General features: G+C 69.2%; 14 protein-coding genes and 3 pseudogenes. 7 read left to right on the top strand and 10 right to left on the bottom strand.

The window, feature by feature from the left end; genetic code table 11:
• Positions 1-4: 4 nt before the first annotated feature.
• Both ACFYMM_RS34905 and ACFYMM_RS34900 read right to left on the bottom strand, forming a co-directional pair.
• A pseudogene (locus ACFYMM_RS34905) lies at positions 5-1,375 on the bottom strand (NAD(P)/FAD-dependent oxidoreductase); the annotation flags it as partial.
• Positions 1,372-1,599: a ferredoxin gene (locus tag ACFYMM_RS34900; RefSeq protein ID WP_388394260.1), complete on the bottom strand. Its 228-nt coding sequence runs from the start codon at positions 1,597-1,599 to the stop codon at positions 1,372-1,374. The gene ACFYMM_RS34900 and the pseudogene ACFYMM_RS34905, both read right to left, overlap by 4 nt.
• 573 nt (positions 1,600-2,172) lie before the next feature.
• Here ACFYMM_RS34900 and ACFYMM_RS34895 point away from each other — a divergent pair.
• Positions 2,173-2,730: a GNAT family N-acetyltransferase gene (locus ACFYMM_RS34895; RefSeq protein WP_388394258.1), complete on the top strand. Its 558-nt coding sequence runs from the start codon at positions 2,173-2,175 to the stop codon at positions 2,728-2,730.
• 96 nt (positions 2,731-2,826) lie between these two features.
• On the opposite strand, the gene ACFYMM_RS34890 is transcribed toward ACFYMM_RS34895, so the two are convergent.
• From ACFYMM_RS34890 to ACFYMM_RS34875, 4 genes and pseudogenes are all read right to left on the bottom strand, one after another.
• Positions 2,827-4,101 (bottom strand): cytochrome P450, encoded by a 1,275-nt coding sequence (locus tag ACFYMM_RS34890; RefSeq protein ID WP_388394256.1) that lies wholly within the window; start codon positions 4,099-4,101, stop codon positions 2,827-2,829.
• Positions 4,102-4,809: 708 nt separating this feature from the next.
• A pseudogene (locus tag ACFYMM_RS34885) lies at positions 4,810-5,048 on the bottom strand (DUF6529 family protein); the annotation flags it as partial.
• A gap of 160 nt (positions 5,049-5,208) precedes the next feature.
• On the bottom strand, positions 5,209-5,655 hold the full coding sequence (locus ACFYMM_RS34880) for a hypothetical protein (RefSeq protein ID WP_388394253.1): 447 nt from the start codon (positions 5,653-5,655) through the stop codon (positions 5,209-5,211).
• A 627-nt stretch (positions 5,656-6,282) separates the two neighbouring features.
• Positions 6,283-7,734, bottom strand: a pseudogene (locus ACFYMM_RS34875) (NF041680 family putative transposase).
• 301 nt (positions 7,735-8,035) lie between these two features.
• On the opposite strand from ACFYMM_RS34875, the gene ACFYMM_RS34870 reads away from it, so the two are divergent.
• The 4 genes from ACFYMM_RS34870 (at position 8,036) to ACFYMM_RS34855 (ending at position 12,169) form a co-directional block, all read left to right on the top strand.
• On the top strand, positions 8,036-8,644 hold the full coding sequence (locus ACFYMM_RS34870; RefSeq protein ID WP_388394251.1) for an ABC transporter ATP-binding protein: 609 nt from the start codon (positions 8,036-8,038) through the stop codon (positions 8,642-8,644).
• The gene (locus ACFYMM_RS34865; RefSeq protein WP_388394248.1) at positions 8,641-9,507 is read left to right on the top strand and encodes an ABC transporter permease; all 867 of its coding nucleotides are present in this window, start codon (positions 8,641-8,643) and stop codon (positions 9,505-9,507) included. Before ACFYMM_RS34870 ends, ACFYMM_RS34865 begins: the two co-directional genes overlap by 4 nt.
• A 16-nt stretch (positions 9,508-9,523) precedes the next feature.
• Positions 9,524-11,407, top strand: a complete 1,884-nt coding sequence (gene uppS, locus ACFYMM_RS34860; protein WP_388394245.1) for a polyprenyl diphosphate synthase — start codon at positions 9,524-9,526, stop codon at positions 11,405-11,407.
• Positions 11,408-11,506: 99 nt separating this feature from the next.
• Positions 11,507-12,169 (top strand): polyprenyl synthetase family protein, encoded by a 663-nt coding sequence (locus tag ACFYMM_RS34855; RefSeq protein ID WP_388394243.1) that lies wholly within the window; start codon positions 11,507-11,509, stop codon positions 12,167-12,169.
• Here the strand turns inward: ACFYMM_RS34855 and ACFYMM_RS34850 are convergent.
• Positions 12,110-12,607, bottom strand: a complete 498-nt coding sequence (locus ACFYMM_RS34850) for a MarR family winged helix-turn-helix transcriptional regulator (protein WP_388394240.1) — start codon at positions 12,605-12,607, stop codon at positions 12,110-12,112. The genes ACFYMM_RS34855 and ACFYMM_RS34850 overlap by 60 nt on opposite strands.
• Positions 12,608-12,747: 140 nt before the next feature.
• Here ACFYMM_RS34850 and ACFYMM_RS34845 point away from each other — a divergent pair, with 140 nt between their 5' ends.
• Both ACFYMM_RS34845 and ACFYMM_RS34840 read left to right on the top strand, forming a co-directional pair.
• A complete protein-coding gene (locus ACFYMM_RS34845) occupies positions 12,748-13,098 on the top strand; it encodes a hypothetical protein (protein WP_388394237.1) in 351 nt (116 codons plus the stop codon).
• Positions 13,095-14,678: a multicopper oxidase family protein gene (locus ACFYMM_RS34840; RefSeq protein WP_388394234.1), complete on the top strand. Its 1,584-nt coding sequence runs from the start codon at positions 13,095-13,097 to the stop codon at positions 14,676-14,678. The genes ACFYMM_RS34845 and ACFYMM_RS34840 overlap by 4 nt, the downstream gene beginning before the upstream one ends.
• A 307-nt stretch (positions 14,679-14,985) precedes the next feature.
• On the opposite strand, the gene ACFYMM_RS34835 is transcribed toward ACFYMM_RS34840, so the two are convergent.
• The 3 genes from ACFYMM_RS34835 to ACFYMM_RS34825 form a co-directional block, all read right to left on the bottom strand.
• Positions 14,986-17,910, bottom strand: a complete 2,925-nt coding sequence (locus tag ACFYMM_RS34835; RefSeq protein ID WP_388394232.1) for a discoidin domain-containing protein — start codon at positions 17,908-17,910, stop codon at positions 14,986-14,988.
• 27 nt (positions 17,911-17,937) lie between these two features.
• A complete protein-coding gene (locus ACFYMM_RS34830) occupies positions 17,938-19,398 on the bottom strand; it encodes a glycoside hydrolase family 32 protein (protein WP_388394229.1) in 1,461 nt (486 codons plus the stop codon).
• Between the two features lie 67 nt (positions 19,399-19,465).
• A complete protein-coding gene (locus tag ACFYMM_RS34825; RefSeq protein WP_388394227.1) occupies positions 19,466-21,790 on the bottom strand; it encodes a glycoside hydrolase family 3 N-terminal domain-containing protein in 2,325 nt (774 codons plus the stop codon).
• Positions 21,791-21,822: the final 32 nt, after the last annotated feature.

Below are 21,822 nucleotides of genomic sequence, written 5' to 3'. Positions count from 1 at the left end.
CGGCCGTGATGCGGCGCCCACCCGGGTCATGGCCGGTGACGACCACGGTGGCGCTCTGAGCGAGCAGGGTGGGGCCGGGGAGGTCGACGGGCACCGGTTTCATGTCAGCCGGCTGGTCCGGCGTGGGGCAGGGGGGCGGGAACGGCGCGGCCGTCTCGATGAGACGTCGGTAGTGGTTCAGCCACTTCGCGTTGTTGAAGCTCACGGCGGCCGTGACGCGGCCCCGGTAGCCGTATGCGGTGACGAAGCGGTCATCGCCCAGCGATCCCTGGGTGACGGCCACTTCGTCGGCGAAGGTCGGCACTCCGACGGACTTGATGTTGACGCCGAACTGGATCGACCAGAACAGCGGGATGGACAGGTGGGGCCTGCGGTCCTCCGGGGCGCTGACCATGTTGTGTGCCGCGACCTCTGCCTGCTCGACGGCGTTGGCCCAGTGCTCCATCGAGATGAGCCGGTTTTCGTAGACGGGATTCGGGCAACGTGCCACGTCTCCAGCGGCGAAGACGTCGTCGGTGACGCGGCCGTTGATGTCGAGGGCGCGGCAGCCCGTGTCGCAGGTGATGCCCCATACGCCCGCCGCCAGGCCCGACTCCCGCAACCACTCGGTGTTGCGGATGCTCCCGAGTGCCACCACCGCCACATCGGCGTCGACCATACTGCCGTCGGCCAAGTGAGCACGGCGAAACCGTCCCTGCGCGTCGCCCTCCAGCCGGGAGACCTTGGCACCGCACCGTAGGTCGACACCGTGTGCGCGCTGCATGTCGGCCGCGACCTCACCGATCATGGCGCCGAGCGCCCCGACCAGCGGGGCCGGCGCGAGTTCGGCGACGGTGACCGGGATGTCCCGCTCGCGGCAGACGGACGCGATCTCGGAGCCGGTGAATCCCGCGCCGATGACCAGTACCCGGGAGGGTCCGGCGGCGAGGGCCCGCTGCAGGCTCTCGGCATGCTCGCGGGTCCGCACGACGAACACCCCGTCCAGGGCCGCCTCGGACTCGACGAACCACGGCCGGGCCCGTACCCCGGTGGAGATCAGCACCCGGTCGAAGGGAATCTCGCGTCCGTCGGCCAGACGCACGTGGTTCGTCGCGAGGTCCAGCCCGCTGGCGGGCACGCCCAGCAGCCACTCCGCGTCGATCTCACGGCGTCGCGGCAGCTTGGTCCCGTCGGCCGGCACCCACCCGGTCAGTACTTGCTTGGACAGGGGAGGCCGGTCGTAGGGCTCGGCCGACTCGTCGCCGATCATGGTCAGCGATCCGGTGAAGCCCTCGTCGCGCAGTGCCTCCGCGGCCCGCAGCCCTGCCAGCGAAGCCCCGACGACCACGATGCGGCCGTCGCGCTTGAACGCACGCAGGTTGTCGGCACTCGTCATGACGGTGACGCCTCCGCCGGTGCGTGCCGTGCCTTCATCTGATCGACCAGGATCGCTTGGACCGGGCACGCCGCCGCGGCGCGTTGCACCTGGTCGCGCCGGGCGTCATCCGGATTCGGGTCGTACATGAGCGCTTCCTCGCCGTGCATCCGGAACGCCTCCGGAGCCAGGAACGCGCACTGCGCATCCCCCGCACATCGGGAAAGATCAATGACAACCTTCACCCCGACCTCCACAGGGAGTGGGAGCTGCAGCCCCTCAGCCGGCACCCGGCGCGCAGGGAGGATTCGGCCGCTGTCCACCCCTGCGAAGTGCCGGGAGGTGCACCGCGCTCGTCGGGTCCCAATGGAAAGAACTGATCATCGCGGCGCAGGTGATCGGCGGCTGAACAGGACGTATCGCTGGTGCGGCTGCATTTCGGTTACAGGCGGCGCTTTTTTGGACTTGCCGTTTCGACGGAGACCGTGTGGCACGGTACGCCGGAAAGCCGTCACCACATCAGCGTACAGCGGCACCGATAGCGGCGAGTTCGATGGCCCGGGAGGTGAACGCCGGGTACCGCCAGGAGCTGCCCCGACTTCCCGTCCCATGACAGCTCTGCCGTCGTTGAGTCCGAGGAGCATGAGCGGGGCAGCGCCGGCACGACCCCTGTCTGACGCAGTCGGACTTGCGCCCGCTGCACGACTCGGCTGCTCCGGACGAGGACGACGATCAGCGGTGAGACAGAGCACGGGGGACAACGCCTGTCTCGGCGTGCCTGTCGGCCTGGCGCGCACAGCGGCGTGATCAAATAGGGTATGGCATCGTCCTGGACCGGTAATCGGGTACGCCTGCGGGCTGTCGAGCCCGACGACTGGACGGCGTTCGCGCGTTTCGCCGACGAGGACGGGACGCGAGCGGGCCGGCTGGATCTGCCGAGGTCCGCCGAGAGCTACCGTGCCTGGGCGAAGGAGCAGGCCGTTGCCGAGTGCGATGACGACCGCTTCCGGTTGGCGGTCGAAGCGACGGCCACGGGAGAGCTGGTCGGTACAGTCGGCTCACATCGCACCGGCCCTCGCTCAGGCTGGTTCGAGTTCGACATCACCATCAGCGCCGGCCACCGGCGCAAGGGCTACGCGACGGAAGCCGTGGTACTGCTGCTGCGCTTCATGTTCGCCGAGCGGCGGTACCACAAGTGCCTGGCGGCGGTTTTGGCCCACAACGAGGCATCGCTGGCACTGTTTCGCGGGCTCGGCTTCACCGAGGAGGGGCGCTTGCGGGAACACGTCTTCTTCGCCGGCCGACACCACGACCTCGTCATGATGGGCATGCTCGTCGACGAGTTCGACCGGCCACACATGATGAGCGAACCATGAGCCGGTGATCCGAGCGCGCGTGGAACGGCACTTGGACTTGATCGACGTTCGTTGTTCGCGGGTGGAGGCGGCCTGCCACCGGAAGCAGGACTGCCTTCAGTCGCGCAAGGTGGCACGCAGGTGCAGGCCGGCGGTTGCCAGACCTTCGAAGGTGGTGACCCGGTAGCCGGGTTCCGCGCCGGGCGGCTCACTCAAATGGTAGCGGCGGGCGGTCTGCGCGGTCATGAGCGTGAGCATGGCCATGGCCAGAGCGGCTCCCTCGCAGCCGTGCGGCCCGGTACCGAAGCCGAGGAAGGCCCCGGGGTTCGCCGGCGAGCCCGACTCGTCGAGCCAGCGTTCGGGCCGGAACCGGTCCGGTTCGGGGTGTTCCCGTGCGTCACGGTGGGCGGTGTAGGGGCAGACGAGAACGGTGGATCCGGCGTCGATGGTGTAGCCGGCGAGCTGAGTCTGCCGCGGGGCGCGCCGGGTGAGCAGCCAGCTCGGGGGGTGCAGTCGGAGCACTTCGCGTACCAGCGCCTGGGTGTACTGCAGGTTGTCGAGGTGGGTGCTGGTCGTCGTGGCCGGGTCGGCGGGCAGGAGGGCGGCTTCGGCCGCGACGCGGTCCGCGGCCCGGGTGTGCCGGGCCAGGTGGAGCAGGATCCATCCGGCTGCCCGGGAGGGTGTCTCGAAGGTGGCGACGGTGATTCCGGGGAGGGTGTCGAGGATGACTTCTTCCGACAGCGTGCCGTAGCGGGGGGAGGGCCGGAGCATCTGTCCCAGCACGTCGTCACCGAGCCGGCCCGATGAACGGCGTCGGCGGACGATGGGCCGCACGGCGTTGGTGAAGGCGACTTGCCGCCGTGTGCGGAACCGCCGTGCCGGTGTGGGGACCCAGCGCGGCCACACCCAGTGCGAGGGGCGTACGAGCACCTCCCGGGCCACGAAGAGCTGCCAGGCGAAGGGCAGCAGGGCGGGAGCGTCTTCGGAGAAGAGGTAGCGCACGCCGATCTCTGCCAGAACGGGCCGGACCAGGGGCAGAATCTCGACGTCCTGGCCCCTGGGCCACTGATCGGCAAACCGAGCGGTCCCGGACGCGATCTCACCGATCCGGGCCGCAACCGCCTGCGGGCGCAGTCCACGCATACGAGCGGCGCGAGCGTGCGCCCGCTCCTCGGGCATCGGCGCTCCGCCGGCCCGCTTCAACGGCGGGAAGAGGGGCGAGGACGGCTTGGGGAAGTCCTGCGCGCGGTGCAGGACCGCTTCACACACCCCGGCCGTGGCGGCTACGTAGACACCCGGCTCCAGCTGCCAGACGTCCCCGCACTCGTCAGCGCCACGGCGCGCGAGTGCCAGCCGGTCGCGGCTCCAGGCCGCGAAGCTGCCTCCGGGCAACCGCGGCGGCTCATTCACTCGGCCCATCAGATCGCCCCTGACCTCTCGTACCAGTCAGGCCGATATCGTCTGCGGCGCGGCCAGGAGTCGGCGGGAGCCCGGGGCGCCCGCCGAACGTGTGGTCACACCCTGTCGTCGCCGGTGTGCGTTCCCCAGTCGTGGGCGCCGTACGCACCGTAGTTGCGGGTGAAGGACAACTTGGCGAGCAGCTTGGCGATCATGAGGCACTCCTCTCGCTTACCTTCAGCACTATGTACCGTAGGTCCAATTTTTCGCATATGACACGTGGATTCAAGGCGCGTGTTTGCGGGCCGGGCCCGCAGCCAGCCAACGTCGCTCCGGCGCCGCTCAGTGCCGCACCTGTCCGCGAGATGCCGCGGCGCCGGGCATCTCAAGACCGGCGGCACCAAGGCGCCGGAGGAACGGAACGGCTTTCGTGCGAACCGGTCACCTCGGACCTCGGGAAGGCGGCGGGTCGGCGAGCTGTGACGACTGCCGATAGTGGCCGACGACGGCACCGATCCGGCGCCGTCCGCGAGGCCGGGCGCCCGGAAGCCGTTTAGATACCAGGACGCCGCCGAGTACCAAGCCAGGGCGATCACCGTGACAAGCGCGCCGCCGGCTTGCGGGAGCGCCCAGCCCCGGCCGGCGGCGGTGGCGCACCACGACGACCTTGGCGTCGAAGGCCCCGCAGAGAAAACAGCCGGCGAGCGAGTGCAGCGCCTCGCGGGGCCCGCTCAGGCTGACGCGGTAGGCGATGATGCGCTGCTGGGCGATCGGGACGAAGAACAGGAAAGCGAACAACCGATGAGGCGGTGCCCGGTGCCCACCGGGTGCGGCGCGGCGCGCAGACCGGGCAGCCGGTCGTACATCCACAGCGCGAGAAACAACTGGATCAGAGCCAGTCCCAACAGGACGCTGCCCAGCTGGGCCTTGAGCAGGGGCACGGCGTGGCCGTGCGCCGAAGAAGCTGCGCCGGTACTCCCGAGTGTGTACCCGGCCGTACCAGAGCAAGGCGGCGGTCACCGCCAGGGGCAGCAGCCACAGCAGCCACAGCAGCCCCAGGAGCTGCCGGGTTCGGTGCGGAGGGTGAGGCGTGGCACGTGATCAGCCGCTCCCGCCGTCGGCCTGGCCGCCCCGAGCAACGCCGGCCCCAGTGGACGCGAAGCGCGTCGGGCCGGTGATCAGAAAGCCGACGAGCGCGGCCACGGCGCCGACGGCCTCGGCGATCGCGCTGGCGGTCTTACTCGGCCCCCAGACCGGCTCGTACATGTTTGGCAGCGGACCGAACGTGCCCACGTTCACGAACTGATAGAGCAGCACGGCGCCCAGGGCGGAGACGGACACCAGGAAGGCGAACGCCCACACCGGCCGCCGGCGACCGAGGAGCAGGACCAGCAGCGCGGCCAGGGACGCCACGGCGGCTTCGAGGCGGAATACCGTTCCCTGGCTGATCTGCTGCCCGACCCGGTCATACGGAGAGGCGAGGCTGGCGTGCACGTAGGCGTCCACGGCCAGTGCGGCCGCGGTCACCGCTTGGAGCAGCAGGCGCACGACCGTGCGCCTGCTGCTGGCGGTGCGGTGCGGGCGGCCGCCGGGTCCGGGAGCCACCGCTACTGCCCGGTCGCCGTCACGGCGGCGCTGCCGGGGTCCCGTGACGCCGGGCCGTTCCCGCCGACCTGCGGGTGTGTGTCCATACTGAGTTCCCGGTGCTTGTCGATGGAGCACCCCAGTTCCTAGCCGTCGGCCTGGAGGCTGACGGCTGAGCCGCGCCTGGCGGAACTTCACTCCGTCGCGGGCGGGGCGCGGAGATCCGAAGCAGTGCACGGCCAGGTGTGGCGGGCCTCCCTTCCGCGACAAGACTGGCCTGCGCTCCCGGCCGCGCCAACGCCGACACTCTCCGCGGGCGCGCCATCACCCGATCGGGCCGCCGCAACCCCCAGCGCAACACGGGGCCTTATGAGGTGAAGCGGCGGCCGGGCGGGCTGGTCACCGTGTCGCCCTGCGATCGGTGCCCACGATCTGGAGTTGGTCGCCGGTCGCGCGCACGACCAGGTCCAGGACGTCGTCCAGGGCGAGCCGCAGCTCGCGTCCTTCCTCCGACACGGCACGGTCGGACCTGGTCGGGGCGATGGTCTGGCGTGGAGGGCTCTTGGGCGGATCCAGACCTCAGCTTGATCGTTATCCTCGCTGCTGTTTCAAGCGGACGTGTTCGGTGAGGGTTTCGGCTCGTTTCACGGTCTTCCCCGGTTCGTGGCGTGGGGCCGGCCTGCGGTTTTTCGAACCGTGTGGGCGCCCGGGGCCGGGCTTGGACGGTTTGGGAACTCGGGCGGGACGGGCGGTCTTCGCGCGGAGGTGGCGGAACCCCCGGCGGACCCGGGCTGGTGTGAGCCGGCGAGGCTCGGCCGGTCGTTCCCAGGGGCGGCGCAGGTCTTCGGCGAGGGGCCGGGCGAGGCGGAGCTGGGTGTGGGCGACGATGATCAGCCAGGTCCACAGGTCGGCGGTCGAGGGGTCGCGGACCTTGGGGACCGTCCAGCCCAGGGTCTGCTTGAACAGCCGGAAAGTGTGCTCAAGATCGAATCTGCGCAGGAACGCCTGCCGGCGCCCATCGACGTCTTCTCCGGTCAAGCCGGTGCGTGAGGACCACAGCCAGACGGGCTTCGGGTCGCGGTCACCTGGCAGGCGGCCCACCTTGAGACGGATCAACATGCCGTGGATCAATGGGAGTTCGCCGCAGTGGTCGAGCCAGGGGACGCGGGCGGTCAGACGGGGGTGTATCCGGTCCCAGGCGAAGGATTCGGCCCGGCCGTAGCGGGTGGTGTCGCAGGTGGTGGCCTGGTCGGGGGTGTGTCAGGAGTCCGGCTTGGAGAAGGTGAGAACGCCGCCGTGCTTGCGGGGCTGCCCGCCGCTCGGGGCCGAGCGGCGCGGGCCGGCGTCGCGGAGCATCACCCGGTCCGAGCCCATCCGGCCGACCAGCTCGATGGGCAGATCGGCCAGGACGTAGGCGAGGCGGGTGACGTCGTGGCCGGAGTCCATCACGACGAGGACGTCCGTGTCGCCCGGCCGCCACTGCCCGGCACGCACCAGTCGGGTGAAGACGTCGCGGATCTGGGTGGCGGTCACCGCCGTGGCGTCGTCGGCCGGCCCGAGCCGGATCGCGTCCAGTACGGCGGTCCACGAGGTGCGTCCCGTCTGCAGGGCGGCAACGAAGGAGTATGGCCAGCCGGGGATGAACTGATCCGCGCTACGGCCTCGCCCGTAGACATGGCAGAACAGCAGACCAGGACAGGTCGGTGCGTCGGGACGCAGCCAGTTGCTCACGTCGACGGCGAGGACGATCCGCCCGTCGGCGGCTCGCGGCAGCGGCGTGGAGCCGAGCAGCCTGCGCAGGCGCCGCGGTTCCAGCCAACCGTGGTTGACCGCGTCGTACATCGCACCGTGCCCGCGCCGGTGCTCCGCCGTGAGCGTCAGCCCGACCAGCGATGTCACCGGGCCATCGGCGCACAGCACCGCGTCGGTGAGCTCGAAGAGCGCATCCGCACGGCTGTAAAGACAGTCGCAGAACTCGACACGAAAGTGGGACAGCACGCTCAGCGCGGCGTCAGCGGGACCTGCAGAAGCCAGACTCTTCACCGCGGCCGTTCCTTCACGCGACGTTGCTCGACACCTCGAAGCGTGAAGAACGGCCGCCCCTGCTGTCTCACGAAACCGCCAAGATCAGCAGGTCAGGTGACCCGGCGAGGTTAAAGGTCAAGCCAAGCAAGCGGCGTGGACGGGTTCACCCAGAAGCGAGCCGTGGGCTTGGCTGTCCGAAGTGCCTTGTATGCCTCTGGCGCCATCACCTGGCGGCATGGGGCCGTGTCTGTGACACGTCGCGAAGCGTTAGGCCATGCGGTCACGGTCGGTCCGGATTACGACGGGGGAGGAGACGGGCGTGGAGATCAGGGATGTGCATCATGCCTACCATCGGCGTGTGGTTCTGCGGGGCGTTGACTTTCGGCTTCGGGCCGGAACTCTGTGCGGGATCGTCGGGGAGAACGGCGCCGGCAAGTCCACGCTGCTGAAAATTCTGTCCGGCGAACTGGCGCCCACGCGGGGATCGGTCCTTCATAGCGGCCGGTTCGGCTACTGCCCACAGCACGTGGTCCTCAACGACGCGCTGACCGTCCGGCAGCACCTGACGTTCTTCCAGACGGCCTACCGTCTCTCCGATGTGCGCTACGCCGAAGAGATCATGGAGGTGCTGGGCTTCACCGGATACGCCGATGAGCGGGCCGGGGTTCTCAGCGGCGGCACGCGTCAGAAGTTGAACGTGACGCTGGCGCTCATGCACGATCCGCAGGTCCTGTTGCTGGACGAGCCGTACCAGGGCTTCGACTGGGACACTTACCAGCGGTTCTGGGATCTGGCCGCGCGGCTGCGGGATGCGGGACGCTCGGTCCTGGTCGTCTCCCACCTCGCCTACGACACTGAGCGCCTAGACGAGCTGTGGCGCTTGGACAGCGGAATGCTGCGCGCGGACAAAGCGGGAGCCGTCGCGTGAGGTTCCACCTGACCCGCTTCGCTGTCGCCGCCCGGTTCACGCTCGTCGAACACGGCCGCAACCGGTTCGCCATGATTCTGGTGATCCTGTTCGTCCCGGTGTGGACCTCACTGGCGTACCTGGCGACGCCCGACACCCCGGCCCGAATGCGGCTTCGCGCCACCGGGGAAGCATTGGCCCCGCACGGCAATGAACTGACCGCGATCAGCGGAGCACTCAACGCCGTCACCCTGATCACCGGTTTCATGATGTTCGCCGCCACCTTCTCCGGCAGCGCCTTCGACCGCCGTCTGGCGATGGCTGGCTACCCCCGCGCCCACCTCGTCCTGGCGAAAGGCACCGCTCTGGCCCTGGTCTCGGCGGCGGTGGCGGCTTATGCCACCGCGGTCATCTGCCTGGCCTGGACCCCCCGCCAGCCTCTCCTGCTCGCCGCCTCCCTGTTATGCGCCGGGCTCACCTACGGCGCTCTGGGCGTCCTCTTCGGGTCCCTGCTGCGCCGGGAAGTCGAGGGGATGTTCGCCATCGTGATGACCAGCATCATCGATCTCGCGCTGCAAAACCCCATCACAAGTTCCGGGGCCGACAACCCGATCATGCGCTACCTGCCCTCGTACGGGGCCATGCAGGCCAGTACAGCGGCCGGATTCTCCACCAGCCCGGTCCCTGGGCATCTGGCCCTCCAGCTCACCTGGTTCGGGCTGGCCGCCCTCGTCGCCCTGCTGGGCTTCCGCCACAGCACCCGCAACTGCCTGCCGGCCGCCTCCACTGCGCCGCCCAGGCCGGGAAGCAGCGAACCCGGCATTCCCGCACCGCGCCAAACTGCCAGTCCATCGGCTACGGCGTCCGACACGAAAGCGCACTGAGGTCCCGGCTCCTGACATGCGCCCCACCACGCACTCCTCCACGGCAGACCTCGACGCCGCTCTTCCAGCACAACGAGCGCGACCCACTCACCGCCCGCCCACCGGCGACGACCCGTCTCTGCGGGCCGCGTACCGGCTGTGCCGGCGCATCACACGAGTCCACGATCCCGGGATCTACGTCCTCATCCAGCTGATGCCGACCGTGCTGCGCCGGGCCGGGTGGGCCTTGTGGGCGGCAGCGACTGTCCTGGACGACCTGGCCGACCAGCGGGATGCAGAGCGGGCCGAACGTGTGGCCCGCGTCGAAATGTGGACCCACGCACTGCAATGCGACCTGGCGGCCGGCACGAGCAGGGATCCGGTCCGGCACGCCCTGGTGGACACCGTCCTGCGATGGGGCCTGGACCTGTCCAGCTTACGAGGCGCCCTGAACAGCACACGCGATGACACCTGCGGCCGGCACTTCGCGGACTGGGCCGAGTGGCGGGTCTGGTGCGGCGAGGGGCTCGTGCCCTGGGTCGACCAGCTACGGCACCTGTTCGAACAGGCCGGAGCGCCGATGACGCTCCGGCTGGACCGGCAGCAGGACTACAAGCGGTTTATCGACGGAGCCCAGCTCACCGACATCCTCACCGACCTGAGCGCCGACCTCGCCCAAGGCGACCTGCTACTGCCGCAGGAGGCCCTGGACTCCTTCCCTGGCGCCGAGGACGACCTGCGGCAGGGGAGCTGGAGCCCGGCCACAGCGGCTTTGGTCCGGGAGCTGACGACTCTGGCCCGTCAATGGGTGACCAGGCCCGCAATGACCAGAGGTATGCACCCGGGCGCTGCCACGGTGCTCGACACTGCCGCCTGCCTGATGCGTGCCCAGCTCGATGCTGTCGAAGGGGCCGGCCCCTCCGTGCTAGAGCGCGTCCCGCGCCCCTCTCTCGCGGTCCGCACCCGCATCCTCGCCCCCGCCCGCATCCGCTCGAAACTGGCCTGGAGTCTGACGCCCCTGACCGTGCCCGGCCCCCGGCGACCCGCGGTGACCGTGAGCGGTCTGAGCCCTGAGGCCGAAAGCACCACCCTTCGGCCCCCGCCACCACACCGCGACGGTGCCCGGCCCCCGCAGATCGCGGCCCACCGGATGCCCGCCCACGTGGCGGTCATCATGGACGGCAACGGCCGCTGGGCCGAGCGGCGGGGCCTGCCCCGCCCGGAAGGTCACCGCGCCGGCACCGCCGCCGCCCGTGAGATGGTCTACGGCGCCCTGGAGATCGGCCTGCGCCACCTCACCCTCTACGCGTTCTCCACCGAGAACTGGAAACGCGACACCAAGGAGATCAACGCGATCCTGGAAGCGATGCGACGCGACCTCGACGAGGGACCCATTCGTGACCTCGACGTACGCCAGCGCTGGTTGGGCCGTCCCGACAAACTGCCCGATGAACTCGTCCAAGCTCTCATGTGCGCGGAGCGCCGCACCCGCAACCGCACCGGCCTGACCCTCACCGTCTGCATCAACTACGGTGGCCGCAGCGAGATCACACGGGCAGCCGCAGCCCTCGCCCAGGCAGCCCAGGCCGGCGACATCGACCCCCACCTCATCGGTGAAGACGACTTCGCCCGCCACCTGCCCTACCCCGACATGCCGGACGTTGACCTGCTGTGGCGCACCGGCGACGAACAGCGCACCTCCAACTTCCTCCCCTGGCACACCACGTATGCCGAGTTGTACTTCACCCCCAACTACTGGCCCGACGTCGACCGGCGTGATCTGTGGCAGGCCATCACCGAATACAGCCGGCGCCAACGACGCCACGGCGGCGCCACGATCATGGACACCGTGCTGGAAGAAGCTCTCCAACTCACCGAAGATCCCGAAGCAGAACCGACCGAGGCGGAGACGGGCACATGACCACGGTCGGCGACCCCACCGACGCCGTTCCCGTGCTGCGGGCCGGACGGCAAGAGCAGTGGGGTCTGCTCGACGAGACACAGGTGCGCCACCGCGTGGATGGCCGCCTTCATCGAAGCCCAGCGCCGCAGTGCGGGGCCGCGGCTTCCTACCGAAGTACCACACGTGCTCGGCGAGCTCCTCGCCGCCGACGGGAAACGAATCCGGCCTCTGCTGTGTGTGCTGGGCTGGCAGGCCGCCGGTGGAGCAGGCGATGCGGAGCAGGTAGTGCAAGTGGCGGCCGCGCTGGAGATGCTCCACGCCTTCACCCTCATCCACGACGATGTCATGGACCACTCCGAGCTCCGCCGCGGCCAGCCGACCGTGCACCATACCCAGGCCATCCGCTTTGCCCCAGGGCGTAGCCCCGCCGAGGCGGAGGAATTGGGGAAACACACCGCAGTCCTCATCGGGAATCTGGCCCTGTGCTGGTCCGACGGACTCCTGCACACCGCGCGCCTGACCCTCGAGCAGTCCGCCCGCGTACTGCCGCTGATCGACGATATGGGCAGCGAGGTGTTCCATCCTGAATCCGCAGGTAGTGGACCTGGAGTCGGTCGAGGACAGGGGACTCGGGCGGGTCGGGCCCGTAATCGCGAGGGGGTGATCGTCCGTCACCTCTGGATCTCGCTGTTGTGGGCGGTGGCGAGCCCTGTTGCTCGGCTAAGACGGCTGGGCAGTGGCTTCGGGCGGCAGCTCGGCGTCGGCGAACCGTCTGAGTAGACCTACGAGTTGGGACTGCTCGTCGTCGTCGAAGCAGGCCAGCAGGCGGGCTGCCGTCTCGTCGGCGACCTTGCTCGCGTCCGCGAACAGGGCCCGGCCTGCCCCGGTGAGTTCGACCGCGTACGCCCGCCGGTCGACCGGGGAGGGGTGGCGCTCGACGAGGCCGCGCGTCTCGAGATCGTCGACGGTGCGCACCATGGTCGACTTGTCGCTCGACGTCCGGTCGATCAGCTGGCGCTGGCTCAGCGGTCCGTGGAGGTTCAGGTTGAGCAGTACGCCGTAGTGCCGCCCATCGATGCCGAGCTGCTGCAGGGCCGCGCTGAAGGTGCGCGCGGCTCGCGTCTGGGCGCGGCGCAGCAAGGGGCCGATCAGTTGACCGGGTGCCGGGTGGCCGCGGTGGGGGCCGAATCCGTCTGCCGTGCTGGGTTCCTGGTTCATCGCAACCGAGCATACGGGATGACTGAGATGGTTTCGTATGGCACTATCTCATCGCTAACCAAATTCCTGTTGGGGGGAGTCCCGTGACGACCGCTGAGCGCATACCGGTCCGGCACTGGCCGAGAACCGTCTTTCGAACCATGGTGACCTGCGAGGCCGCCTTCGCACTGGGGCAGGCCGCCCTGGCGGGCAGTTTCCTGTCCGGGCACTACGGCGCCCTCGACCTGCACGCGCTCAACGCCACCCTCACCGGCCTCACCGCAGTCGTGCAGACCATCGCCGGCGTCCTGCTCTGGCGGCTCGGCGGCGGCCCTGCCTGGCCGGCCTGGACGAGTGCGCTGCTGTTCGCGGCCGAGGCCGGTCAGATCGCCATGGGATACGCCCGGGTGCTGGCCGTGCATGTGCCGCTCGGTGTGACGATCATCGCCTGCATCGCGCTGATGCTGGTCTGGGTCTGGCGGCCCGAGGGCGAGCGGGCGGTGGCGGCATGACGGAACTGCTGGGACGGCGGGGCTTCCTCGGCGCGGCGGCCGTTGCCGCAGTCAGCGGGGCCGGTTTCCTCGGGATGTCGGCCTGGTCACGCATGGCCGGGCTGCTCTCCCCGGGGGAGCCAGGACTTCTGCTGCCCAGCCTGACCCGGCTCCCCCGCCCGTACCAGACCGACCTGCCGATTCCGCAGGTGCTGGCCCCGGTCAGGACGGACACCACCACCGACTACTACGAGATCACCCAGCAGCCGTCCCAGCTGCGGATCCTGTCCGGCCTCGAGACTCCCGCCTGGACCTATCAGGACAGCTTCCCCGGGCCCACCATCGTCTCCCGCTCCGGACGCCGCACCGTCGTCCGGCACCGCAACGAATTGCCGGAGCCCGTGGTGGTCCATCTACACGGCGGCCACACCCCGCAGGAGAGCGACGGCTATCCGACCGACCTAATCCTGCCCGTCGGCACCGGGTCGGCCACAGCGGGTATGGCGGGCATGCCCGCGACACCGCCGCAGGGCATCGGTGGCGGCAGCGAGCGGACGTACACCTACCCGCTGGACCAGCGGGCCGCGACGCTCTGGTACCACGACCACCGGATGGGATTCACCGGACCGAACGTCTGGCGCGGACTGGCCGGGTTCCACCTGGTGCAGGACGAGGAGGAGGCCGCCCTCCCGCTCCCGCGCGGCGAGCGCGACATCCCGCTGATGATCGCCGACCGGTCCTTCGCCGCCGACGGGAGCTTCCGCTATCCGGCGCTCGGCGGCGGCCGCCCCGGCGTGACGGACGCCTACATGAACGGCGTCCTGGGCGACGTGATCCTGGTCAACGGCGCCCCCTGGCCGGTGCTGCGCACCGAGCGCCTGCGCTACCGGCTACGCCTGCTCAACGCCTCCAACGCCCGCCGCTACCGCCTCCAACTGGACCCGGCGCCGCCCGGCGGCGGGGGCCTGGTGCAGATCGGCGGCGACGGCGGCCTGTTGGAACGGCCGGTGACTCACGAGGCGCTGGAGATCGCCCCAGCCGAGCGGTTCGACGTGGTGGTGGACTTCTCCCGCTACCGCCCCGGTACCGCCGTCCGGCTGGTCAACCGGCTGGGCAGCGGCACCACCGGCGAGGTGATGCGCTTCGACGTCTCCGCCGCCTCGGGCACCCCGGCCGATGACACCGCCGTCCCCGAGCGGCTCTCCACCATCCCCGCACTGGACCCGGCCGAGGCGGTCGCCACCCGGACGTTCCTGTTCCAGCGCCAGGCGGGCTCCGCCGGCTGGACCGTCAACGGCCGTCCATACCAGCCCGGTCGGCCGCTGGCGACCGCACGGCTCGGGACCACCGAGGTCTGGCGGTTCGTCACCGACTTCCACCACCCCGTCCATCTGCATCTGAACCACTTCCAGGTGGTCGCCCGCAACGGTCGCGCGCCGGGACCGTACGACGCCGGCTGGAAGGACACCATCGACCTGCGCCCGGCCGAGTCCGCCGAGATCGTCACCCGCTTCACCGACCACCCCGGGCGGTACCTGCTGCACTGCCACAACCTGGAGCACGAGGACATGGGGATGATGGCCGACTTCGACACGGTCTGAACGTCCCGCACCGCGACAGCCCGAGGGCCGACGGGGCCGCGTGTCAGCGGCCTCCCAGTGTCCCGGAACGGCCCGTTCGTCGGGCTCGGCCGACCGTTCACTGATCAACATCTCGGGCGTGACGTGGGCCCACGACGTCCGCTTGGACCGAGCTTGCAGGGTCACTGATCAGGTCGGAAAGGGCTCACTGAAGTGCCTCCGGCCATTGCGATAACAAGGGGGTCAGGGATCCCTGCTTTCGCTGGCCGGAGGCACTTTCTAGATCTCGGAGGCAGGGTGAATGGTCACTCCGCATGAAAGCCCGAGGTCAGCTGTAGACGGTCAATTCTGCGATTGACCACCAGTTACTCGCGACATCGCCTGTGTTTACGATCTTGATGTAGCGAGCTGTCTGAGTCGGGAAGGAAATCAGCTCGACTCGCTGGCCGTCCGCTATGGAGGAAACCTTGGTCCAGTCGGTGCCGTTCGAGGAGACGTACACGTCCGCGCTTCGCGCATAGTCGTCAATATTGCTGCCGGAATCCAGCAGAATCTTGCCGAACGTCTGCGTCTGCCCCATGTCCACCTGGATCCACAGTCCGTCGTACTGGCCCCTTCCGGAGCTGTACCGGGTGCCGGCATCGCCGTCCAGCATGTTCGCGGGACCGTCGTTGTCAGGGCTTGCGTCGGAGGCCGTGGCGCTCCAGCCCGTGCGCGACAGCGCGGGCCCCAGGTCGATGACGTCGAACGAAGCTGAACCCGCTTCCGCTCCGCCGGCGCTGTTCACCGAGACCTTGTACGTACCCACTGCGAGACCGCTCGGCACGTACGCGCTGATGCTCGTGTCCGACCAGCTGTCGATTTCGGCGAAGAGCTTCCCGAAACGCACCGTACCCAGCCCCTGCGCGTCACCGAAGTGAGAACCGCTGATCGTGAACTTGGCGCGCGGTATGCCTTGCTTCGGCTTCAGGCTTCCGAAGACCGGTGCGGGGAAGCCGGACAGCTTCTGCGTGGTGAACATCGCCGACGTTCCGCTCGGCAGGGTGTAGGTGTACGAGCCGTCGGCGGACACCGGGAAGCTCCGGCTGCCGGAGGTGCCGTTGAACACCGCGGTGACCTGCTCCCCTTCCGGACTGGTCCAGGTCTTCAGCTGGAGGCCCTTGGGCACCGCTGTCGGGGCTGCGATGGAACCGGTGCCGCTCGAGGATCCGTATACGTTGATTTCGGCGATGCTCCACCAGAATCCGGATGCCGCGACACAGACGATGCGAATGTACCGTGCCGTCTGGGCCGGCAACGTGACGGCTATCTTCCCTATGTTTCCGCTGCCGTTCGCGACCGCGCTGCCCCAGTCGGCCCCGTCGTCCGAGACGTATATCTGGTACTTGGTGACGTAGTCGAAGGAGTTGCTTTCTCCGGTGGCGAAGACGATCTTGTTGAAGCTCGTCGGGCTCCCCAGATCGACCTGGAACCAGGCGCCGCTGGTCGTCCCCTGGCCGAGATTCCACCGGCTGTTGATGTCGCCGTCGAGCGCGTTCGAGGCCGCACCCCAGTCCGGGCTCGACGAGGCCGTGGCGGTCCACTTGCCACGGCTCAGAGACGTTCCGGGCGTCTTGATGGACGCTCCCATCGGCAGGGAGTACGTGAGCAGCTTGCTTCCGGTGCGGACGGCGTTCTGGTACTGCAGGAGTGCCGGGTCGTACGTGACCGTCATCAGCCCCGCCGACGATTTGAACGTGAAGTCATGGGTCGGGTCGGAGACGTTGGTCGCCGCGGGGGTCCCGCCGCTGCGAACACCCGTGTAGGTGAACGTGACGGCGTCGCCGGCGTTCAGGGTGTAGTCGAAGGACTGCTTCCCGTCCGCGACGCTGAAGTTCTTCGCGGCGCTGCCGGAGTTGTACGCGATCACGACCTTCGAGCCGTCCGGGTTGAGGAATGCGACACTCTCGATGCTTCCTTTCCCGAAGGTGTTCGAGTAGATGCGATGCGCTCCGGGCCTCACGAACCGGCTGGCGTGAGCGAGTGCGTGGTAGTCCACGTTGTAGGACACCTGCCCGCTGTCCGGATCGACCGTGACCAGTCCCCGGCACATGGGGATGCCGTTGGTGTCGCTGTTGAGGGGCCCCAGCTTGGGGTCGAGCGCGGTGTTCCAGAGCATCACACCGTTCGCCCAGTTGCGCATGCCCTTGATGATCCACGTGCCGAGTGCGTCACTGAACGCCGTCTCGTCGTCGCCCTGCCAGACGCCGCCGCTGGCTTCCGTGATGTAGGTTTCCTTGCCCGGATAGTCGTTGTGGACCAGGGTCTGGTACGTCGGGTTGCCGCTGTAGATGTGCCATCCGGTGCCGGCCGTGTACTGGGAGGCTGCGGGGTCGCTGAAGATCGTCTCGGGATAGGAGGGCACATCCCAGTTGTGGTCCCAGGCCAGGATCTTCGTGGAGATGCGGTTGGCCGCGAACGCCTGGCCGATCTCCTGGATCACCGCGGATTCCTGGTATGCGGACAGGAACATGCCGGGCCAGCTGGGGGTGCCCATGGGCTCGTTCTGCGGCGTGATGTAGGAGATGGGCACGCCGGCCTTGTCGTAGGCCTTGATGTACTTCACGAAGTAGTCGGCCAGCGTGGAGGCGTAGTCGCTCTTGAGGGTGCCGCCGATCATGGAGTCCGAGGTCTTCATCCAGCCTGGCGGGCTCCATGGGTTGGCCAGGATCTTGGCGGACGGGTTTTGTGCCAGAGCCTGCCGCAGGACCGGAAGGATGTACTTCTCGTCGTGCTGGACCGAGAAGTTGGACAGCGTCGGGTCCGTCTGTCCCGCCGGCATGTCGTCGTAGGAGTAGTTGCCGGACGCGTTGAAGTCCGTGGCGCCCATCGGCGTGCGGATCAGGCTGAGGCCGATGCCCTTCGAGGGGGCGTACAGCTTCTGCATCAGCTTCGCTCGGTCAGCGGTGGGCAGCTTGTTGATGAGCCAGGCGGAGGAGTCGGTCATGGCCGCCCCGAAGCCCTGGATCTTCTGGTACTTGACGCTGTCGTCGATCTTGATCGTGAGCGGGTTGTCCGTGTTCTTCGTCCGGAACAGCACATCGCGCTGGGCGACGACCCACTTCTTGGCCGATATGTCGGTCAGCCAGACCTGCACGGACGAACTACGCGACGAGGTGGCGGCGGAAGCGTTGCCGGAAACCTGGGTCCAAGCGGCGGCGACGCCGATGGCGGTGGTGAGGAACTGACGTCGTCCAAGACCGTGCGAGCTCATTGAGGATCCTCCTTCAGACCTGTTGGTTCAGTACTGCTCTGCGGTGCCGGCGGTCGGCGCCTTGATCACGAGCGGGTGCAGCTCCCACGCGTCGACCGCGTAGCGAAGGCGCGTGCCCGGTGCGGTGCGGGCCTGAAGTCGCCACGGGCCCTGCCCTGTCGGGTAGAACCGCAGCGTGAGGACCTGGCCGGTGGTGGTCAGGAAGACCTCGGCGATGGAGTGGTCGACGACCACGCGGAGGTCCACCGGCTGTCCGGTGGGGGAGGGAATCCGGTAGGCGCCGCCGTGGGCCCGTGTGTCCAAGGAGGCGTGGTGGCGGTCGACGACCAGTTCGCCCGCGTCCGGATCGAGGCGGATGTCGAGGTACTCGGATCCGTCCGGGGTGGTGAGCAGCCGCAGGCCGGCGGTCCCGGTCGGCTCCAGACGGGCCGTGAGGTCGAAGGCCCGTCCCATGCTGCCCAGTTCCACCGGCTCCGGGCCGTGGGTCGCACCCTCGGCCTGCACGGTGCGCTCACCGCGCAGCGCGAGCAGCTCGGTGGCGGGCCGCTGACGCAGCGTGCCGTCGCCGCCGACATGGATCTCGCGGGGCACGGTGAGGACCCCGGCCCATCCGCCGGCGACGGCCCAGGCCTGGTCGCGGGCCTCCCAGGACCAGCCCCACAGCAGCCATCTGCCGCCAGGTGCACGCAGCAGGGCGGGTGCGTAGCAGTCCGGGCCGTGGTCCGCCCACACCGGTGCGCCTGCCTTGAAGCGGCCGTCGTGCTCTTCGCCGATCAGAGCTGCGACGCGCATCGGGCCAGTGGGTTCGGTCCAGGTACTGAAGATGAGGGCTGCCTGTCCGCCGGCTGCCGGGAGGTACTGGGGGCATTCCCAGCCATCGCCGGTGAGCTGGTCGGTGCCGCTGATGGGCTCCGGATGACGGGCCACGAAGGGCCCTCGGTAGGCCCAGGTCTCCAGGTCGGGCGAGTCGTACAGGAGAGTGGCGGCGCGGCCGTCGGCGAGAGCGGCGCCGACCAGCATCCGCCAGCCGTCAACGTCCCGCCAGACGTACGGGTCGCGGTACATCGTGCAGCCCTCGGGCAGTTCGGGGATGAGCAGTTCGCCTCGTGGGCGGAAGGTCGTGCCGCCGTCATGGGAGACGGCGCAGGTGACCGGCTGGTGCTGGGGGGAGCGGGCCACGAGGTGCGCGGAGTAGAAGGCGACGAGCCGGTCGCCGTCGGAGACGGCGTTGCCGGAGAAGCAGCCGTCGCCGTCCACGCCGCCGGGCGTGGGGGACAGGGCGATCGGCAGCGGCTCCCAGCTCAGCAGGTCGGGACTGCGGAAGTGGCCCCAGTGCAGGTTCGCGTGTGTCGCGCCGTACGGGTTGTACTGGTAGGAGACGTGGTAGTAGCCGTCGTGAAAGACCAGCCCGTTGGGGTCGTTGAGCCAGTTGCGGGGCGGGCGCAGATGCGCGACGGGGTAGTGCGGATCGAGGGGTGGAGTGGACACACGCGTGCCTTTCGGTATGTCAGGCAGGGCCCGCCGGCTGCCCCCGAGGGCAACCGGGCGGCGGCCCTCAGGCCCGGATGCGGAATCCCGCGCTGAGCTGGTGCTCCCGTCGTGAGCTGGGGCCGACGCGGAGCATGAACTCGCCTGGTTCGACCACGCGACGGTTGTCGGCGGTGACGAGTGAGCAGTGTCCGGCAGGGATGCTGATGCCGACGGCGAGGGTTTCCCCGGGCGGGACTTCGGCCTGGGTGAACGCCTTGAGCTCCTGCTCGGCCCACGTGACGCTGGTGGTCAGGTCACTGACGTACGCCTGGACCGTCTCCAGGGCAGGGCGGCTTCCGCTGTTGGTGAGCCGCACCGTGGCGTGGACGGTGCCGTCGGCGGAGACCTCGTCCTCGTGCACGGTGAGGTCGGAGTAGGTGACGGTGGTGTAACTCAGGCCCTCGCCGAACGCGAACAGGGGGTCCTGGGTGAGGTCCGCGTAGCGGTCACCGTGCTGGCCCCGCACCTGGTTGTAGTAGACCGGCTGCTGCCCGACGTGGCGAGCGAAGGAGACCGGGAGCCGGCCGCTGGGTTCGATGAGTCCGAGAAGGAGTTCGGCGACGGCACGGCCGCCGCGCATGCCCGGGTTGAACGCCTCGATGAGCGCTGCCGCGTTCAGTGCCGAGTCGGGGAGGGTGCTCGGCTTGGACTGCAGCAGTACAACGATCATGGACGTGCCGGTGGCGGCGACCGCGTCCAGCAGCGCGATCTGGCCGCCCTGGAGGTCGAGGGTGGCCGTGGAGCGCACCTCGCCCGTGAGGGCGATGGTGTCCCCCACCACCACGACGGCGTAGTCCGCGGCCTCGGCAGCGGCGGTGGCCTCCCGAAGCTGTGCCTCATCGACCGGCGCGGGGAGGAACACGGGCGGCTGCGGCTGGCCGTCGGGCCCGGCGACCCACCGGTCGGGGTCGAAGGCGGGGCTTTCGATGTCGGCTCCGCGGGCGTGCGTGACCGTCCAGTCGGCGGGGACGACGGCGCGCAGGCCGTCCAGCACCGTCTCCACCAACTCGCGTGGATGTCCTTCGGGCATCCACGGCACCTGGCCGGTCGCACCCGCCCAGTCGCCGAGCATGGCCTCCGTGCTGTCGGCGTTGGGGCCGATGACCGCGATGGTGCGTGGCGTGCCCCGGCTCGCGGCGCGGCCGGTTCCGTCCGCGGTCAGCCTGCCTTCGAGGGGCAGGATCCCCTCGTTGCGCAGCAGTACGAGGGAACGTCGGGCGGTCTCCAGGTTGAGGTCGGCGTGTGCGCGGCAGCCGATCACCTGCGCCTGCCGCTCGGGGTCGGGGGCACGGGGGTCCTCGAAGAGCCCGAGCTCGAACTTCAGCCGCAGCACCCGCCGTACCGCGTCATCGATCTGCTTCTCCTCGACCAGGCCGCGGGCGACCGCCTCCTGCGCGCCCTCGAAGAACGCCGGCGTGGCCATGATCAGGTCGTTCCCGGAGTTGACCGCGACCGCCGCCGCCTCGGCGTAGTCGGCGCAGGTCCGCTGGTCGTAGACCATCCGGCCGACGTTGTCCCAATCGGTCACCAGCGTGCCGGTGAAGCCCCACTCGCCCTTGAGCACATCGTTGATCAGCCACTCGTTGGCGGTGATGGGCACCCCGTCGATCGACTGGTATCCCAGCATGAAGGCGCGGCAGCCGGCCTGGGCCGCCCGCTCGAACGGGGGCAGGAACCACGAGCGCAGCTTGCGCGGGCTGAGATCCGCCTCGCTGGCGTCGCGTCCGCCCAGGGTCTCGGAGTAGCCCGCGAAGTGCTTGGCGTACGCCAGCACGGCGGTCGGGTCGCCGAGGCCCTCACCCTGGTAGCCGCGCACCATCGCGGCCCCCAACTCGCCTATCAGGTACGGGTCTTCGCCGAACGTCTCGTTGATCCGGCCCCAGCGCAGGTCCCGGGTGATGCACAGCACCGGGGAGAACGTCCCGTGGATCCCGGTCGTCGAGATCTCGATCGCGGACGCACGGGCGACCCGGCGGATCAGAGCGGGATCCCAGGTGCAGGCCATGCCGAGCTGGGTGGGGAAGATGGTCGCACCGGGCCAGAAGGAGTGGCCGTGGATGCAGTCGTCGGCGGTCAGCAGCGGAATGCCGAGCCGTGTCCGCCGGGCCCGTTCCATGGCCTCCGGCATGCGCTCGGGCATCACATGCAGGACCGACCCGGCCAGCTTGGCCGACACGATGTCCTCCAAGTCCCCGTGCTGGGCGTCGAGCATCAGCAGCTGCCCGACCTTCTCCGCAAGGGTCATCCGGGACAGCAGATCCTCGGTTCTCGCTTCCACGGAGGCGTCCGGATCCAGGTACACGGCAGCGCGGACCGGCTGTCCCACGGTGGTCTCCAAGTCATGAGTCATGGCAGGTCAGAGAGTTGATGAGGGCGAGCGAC

The organism is Streptomyces sp. NPDC006739 (assembly GCF_042869815.1).
Taxonomy (GTDB): Bacteria; Actinomycetota; Actinomycetes; order Streptomycetales; family Streptomycetaceae; genus Streptomyces.
Note: the sequence above shows the minus strand (reverse complement) of the source record. Positions and strands in the feature narration are given on the sequence as shown.

Bases quoted from the DNA above. Each gene is read 5' to 3' on its own strand.
- ACFYMM_RS34895 (WP_388394258.1), top strand. From the start codon at position 2,173: ATGGCATCGTCCTGGACCGGTAATCGGGTACGCCTGCGGGCTGTCGAG.
- uppS (WP_388394245.1), top strand. From the start codon at position 9,524: ATGCGCCCCACCACGCACTCCTCCACGGCAGACCTCGACGCCGCTCTT.
- ACFYMM_RS34855 (WP_388394243.1), top strand. From the start codon at position 11,507: ATGGCCGCCTTCATCGAAGCCCAGCGCCGCAGTGCGGGGCCGCGGCTT.
- ACFYMM_RS34850 (WP_388394240.1), bottom strand. From the start codon at position 12,607: ATGAACCAGGAACCCAGCACGGCAGACGGATTCGGCCCCCACCGCGGC.
- ACFYMM_RS34845 (WP_388394237.1), top strand. From the start codon at position 12,748: ATGGTGACCTGCGAGGCCGCCTTCGCACTGGGGCAGGCCGCCCTGGCG.
- ACFYMM_RS34840 (WP_388394234.1), top strand. From the start codon at position 13,095: ATGACGGAACTGCTGGGACGGCGGGGCTTCCTCGGCGCGGCGGCCGTT.
- ACFYMM_RS34835 (WP_388394232.1), bottom strand. From the start codon at position 17,910: ATGAGCTCGCACGGTCTTGGACGACGTCAGTTCCTCACCACCGCCATC.
- ACFYMM_RS34825 (WP_388394227.1), bottom strand. From the start codon at position 21,790: ATGACTCATGACTTGGAGACCACCGTGGGACAGCCGGTCCGCGCTGCC.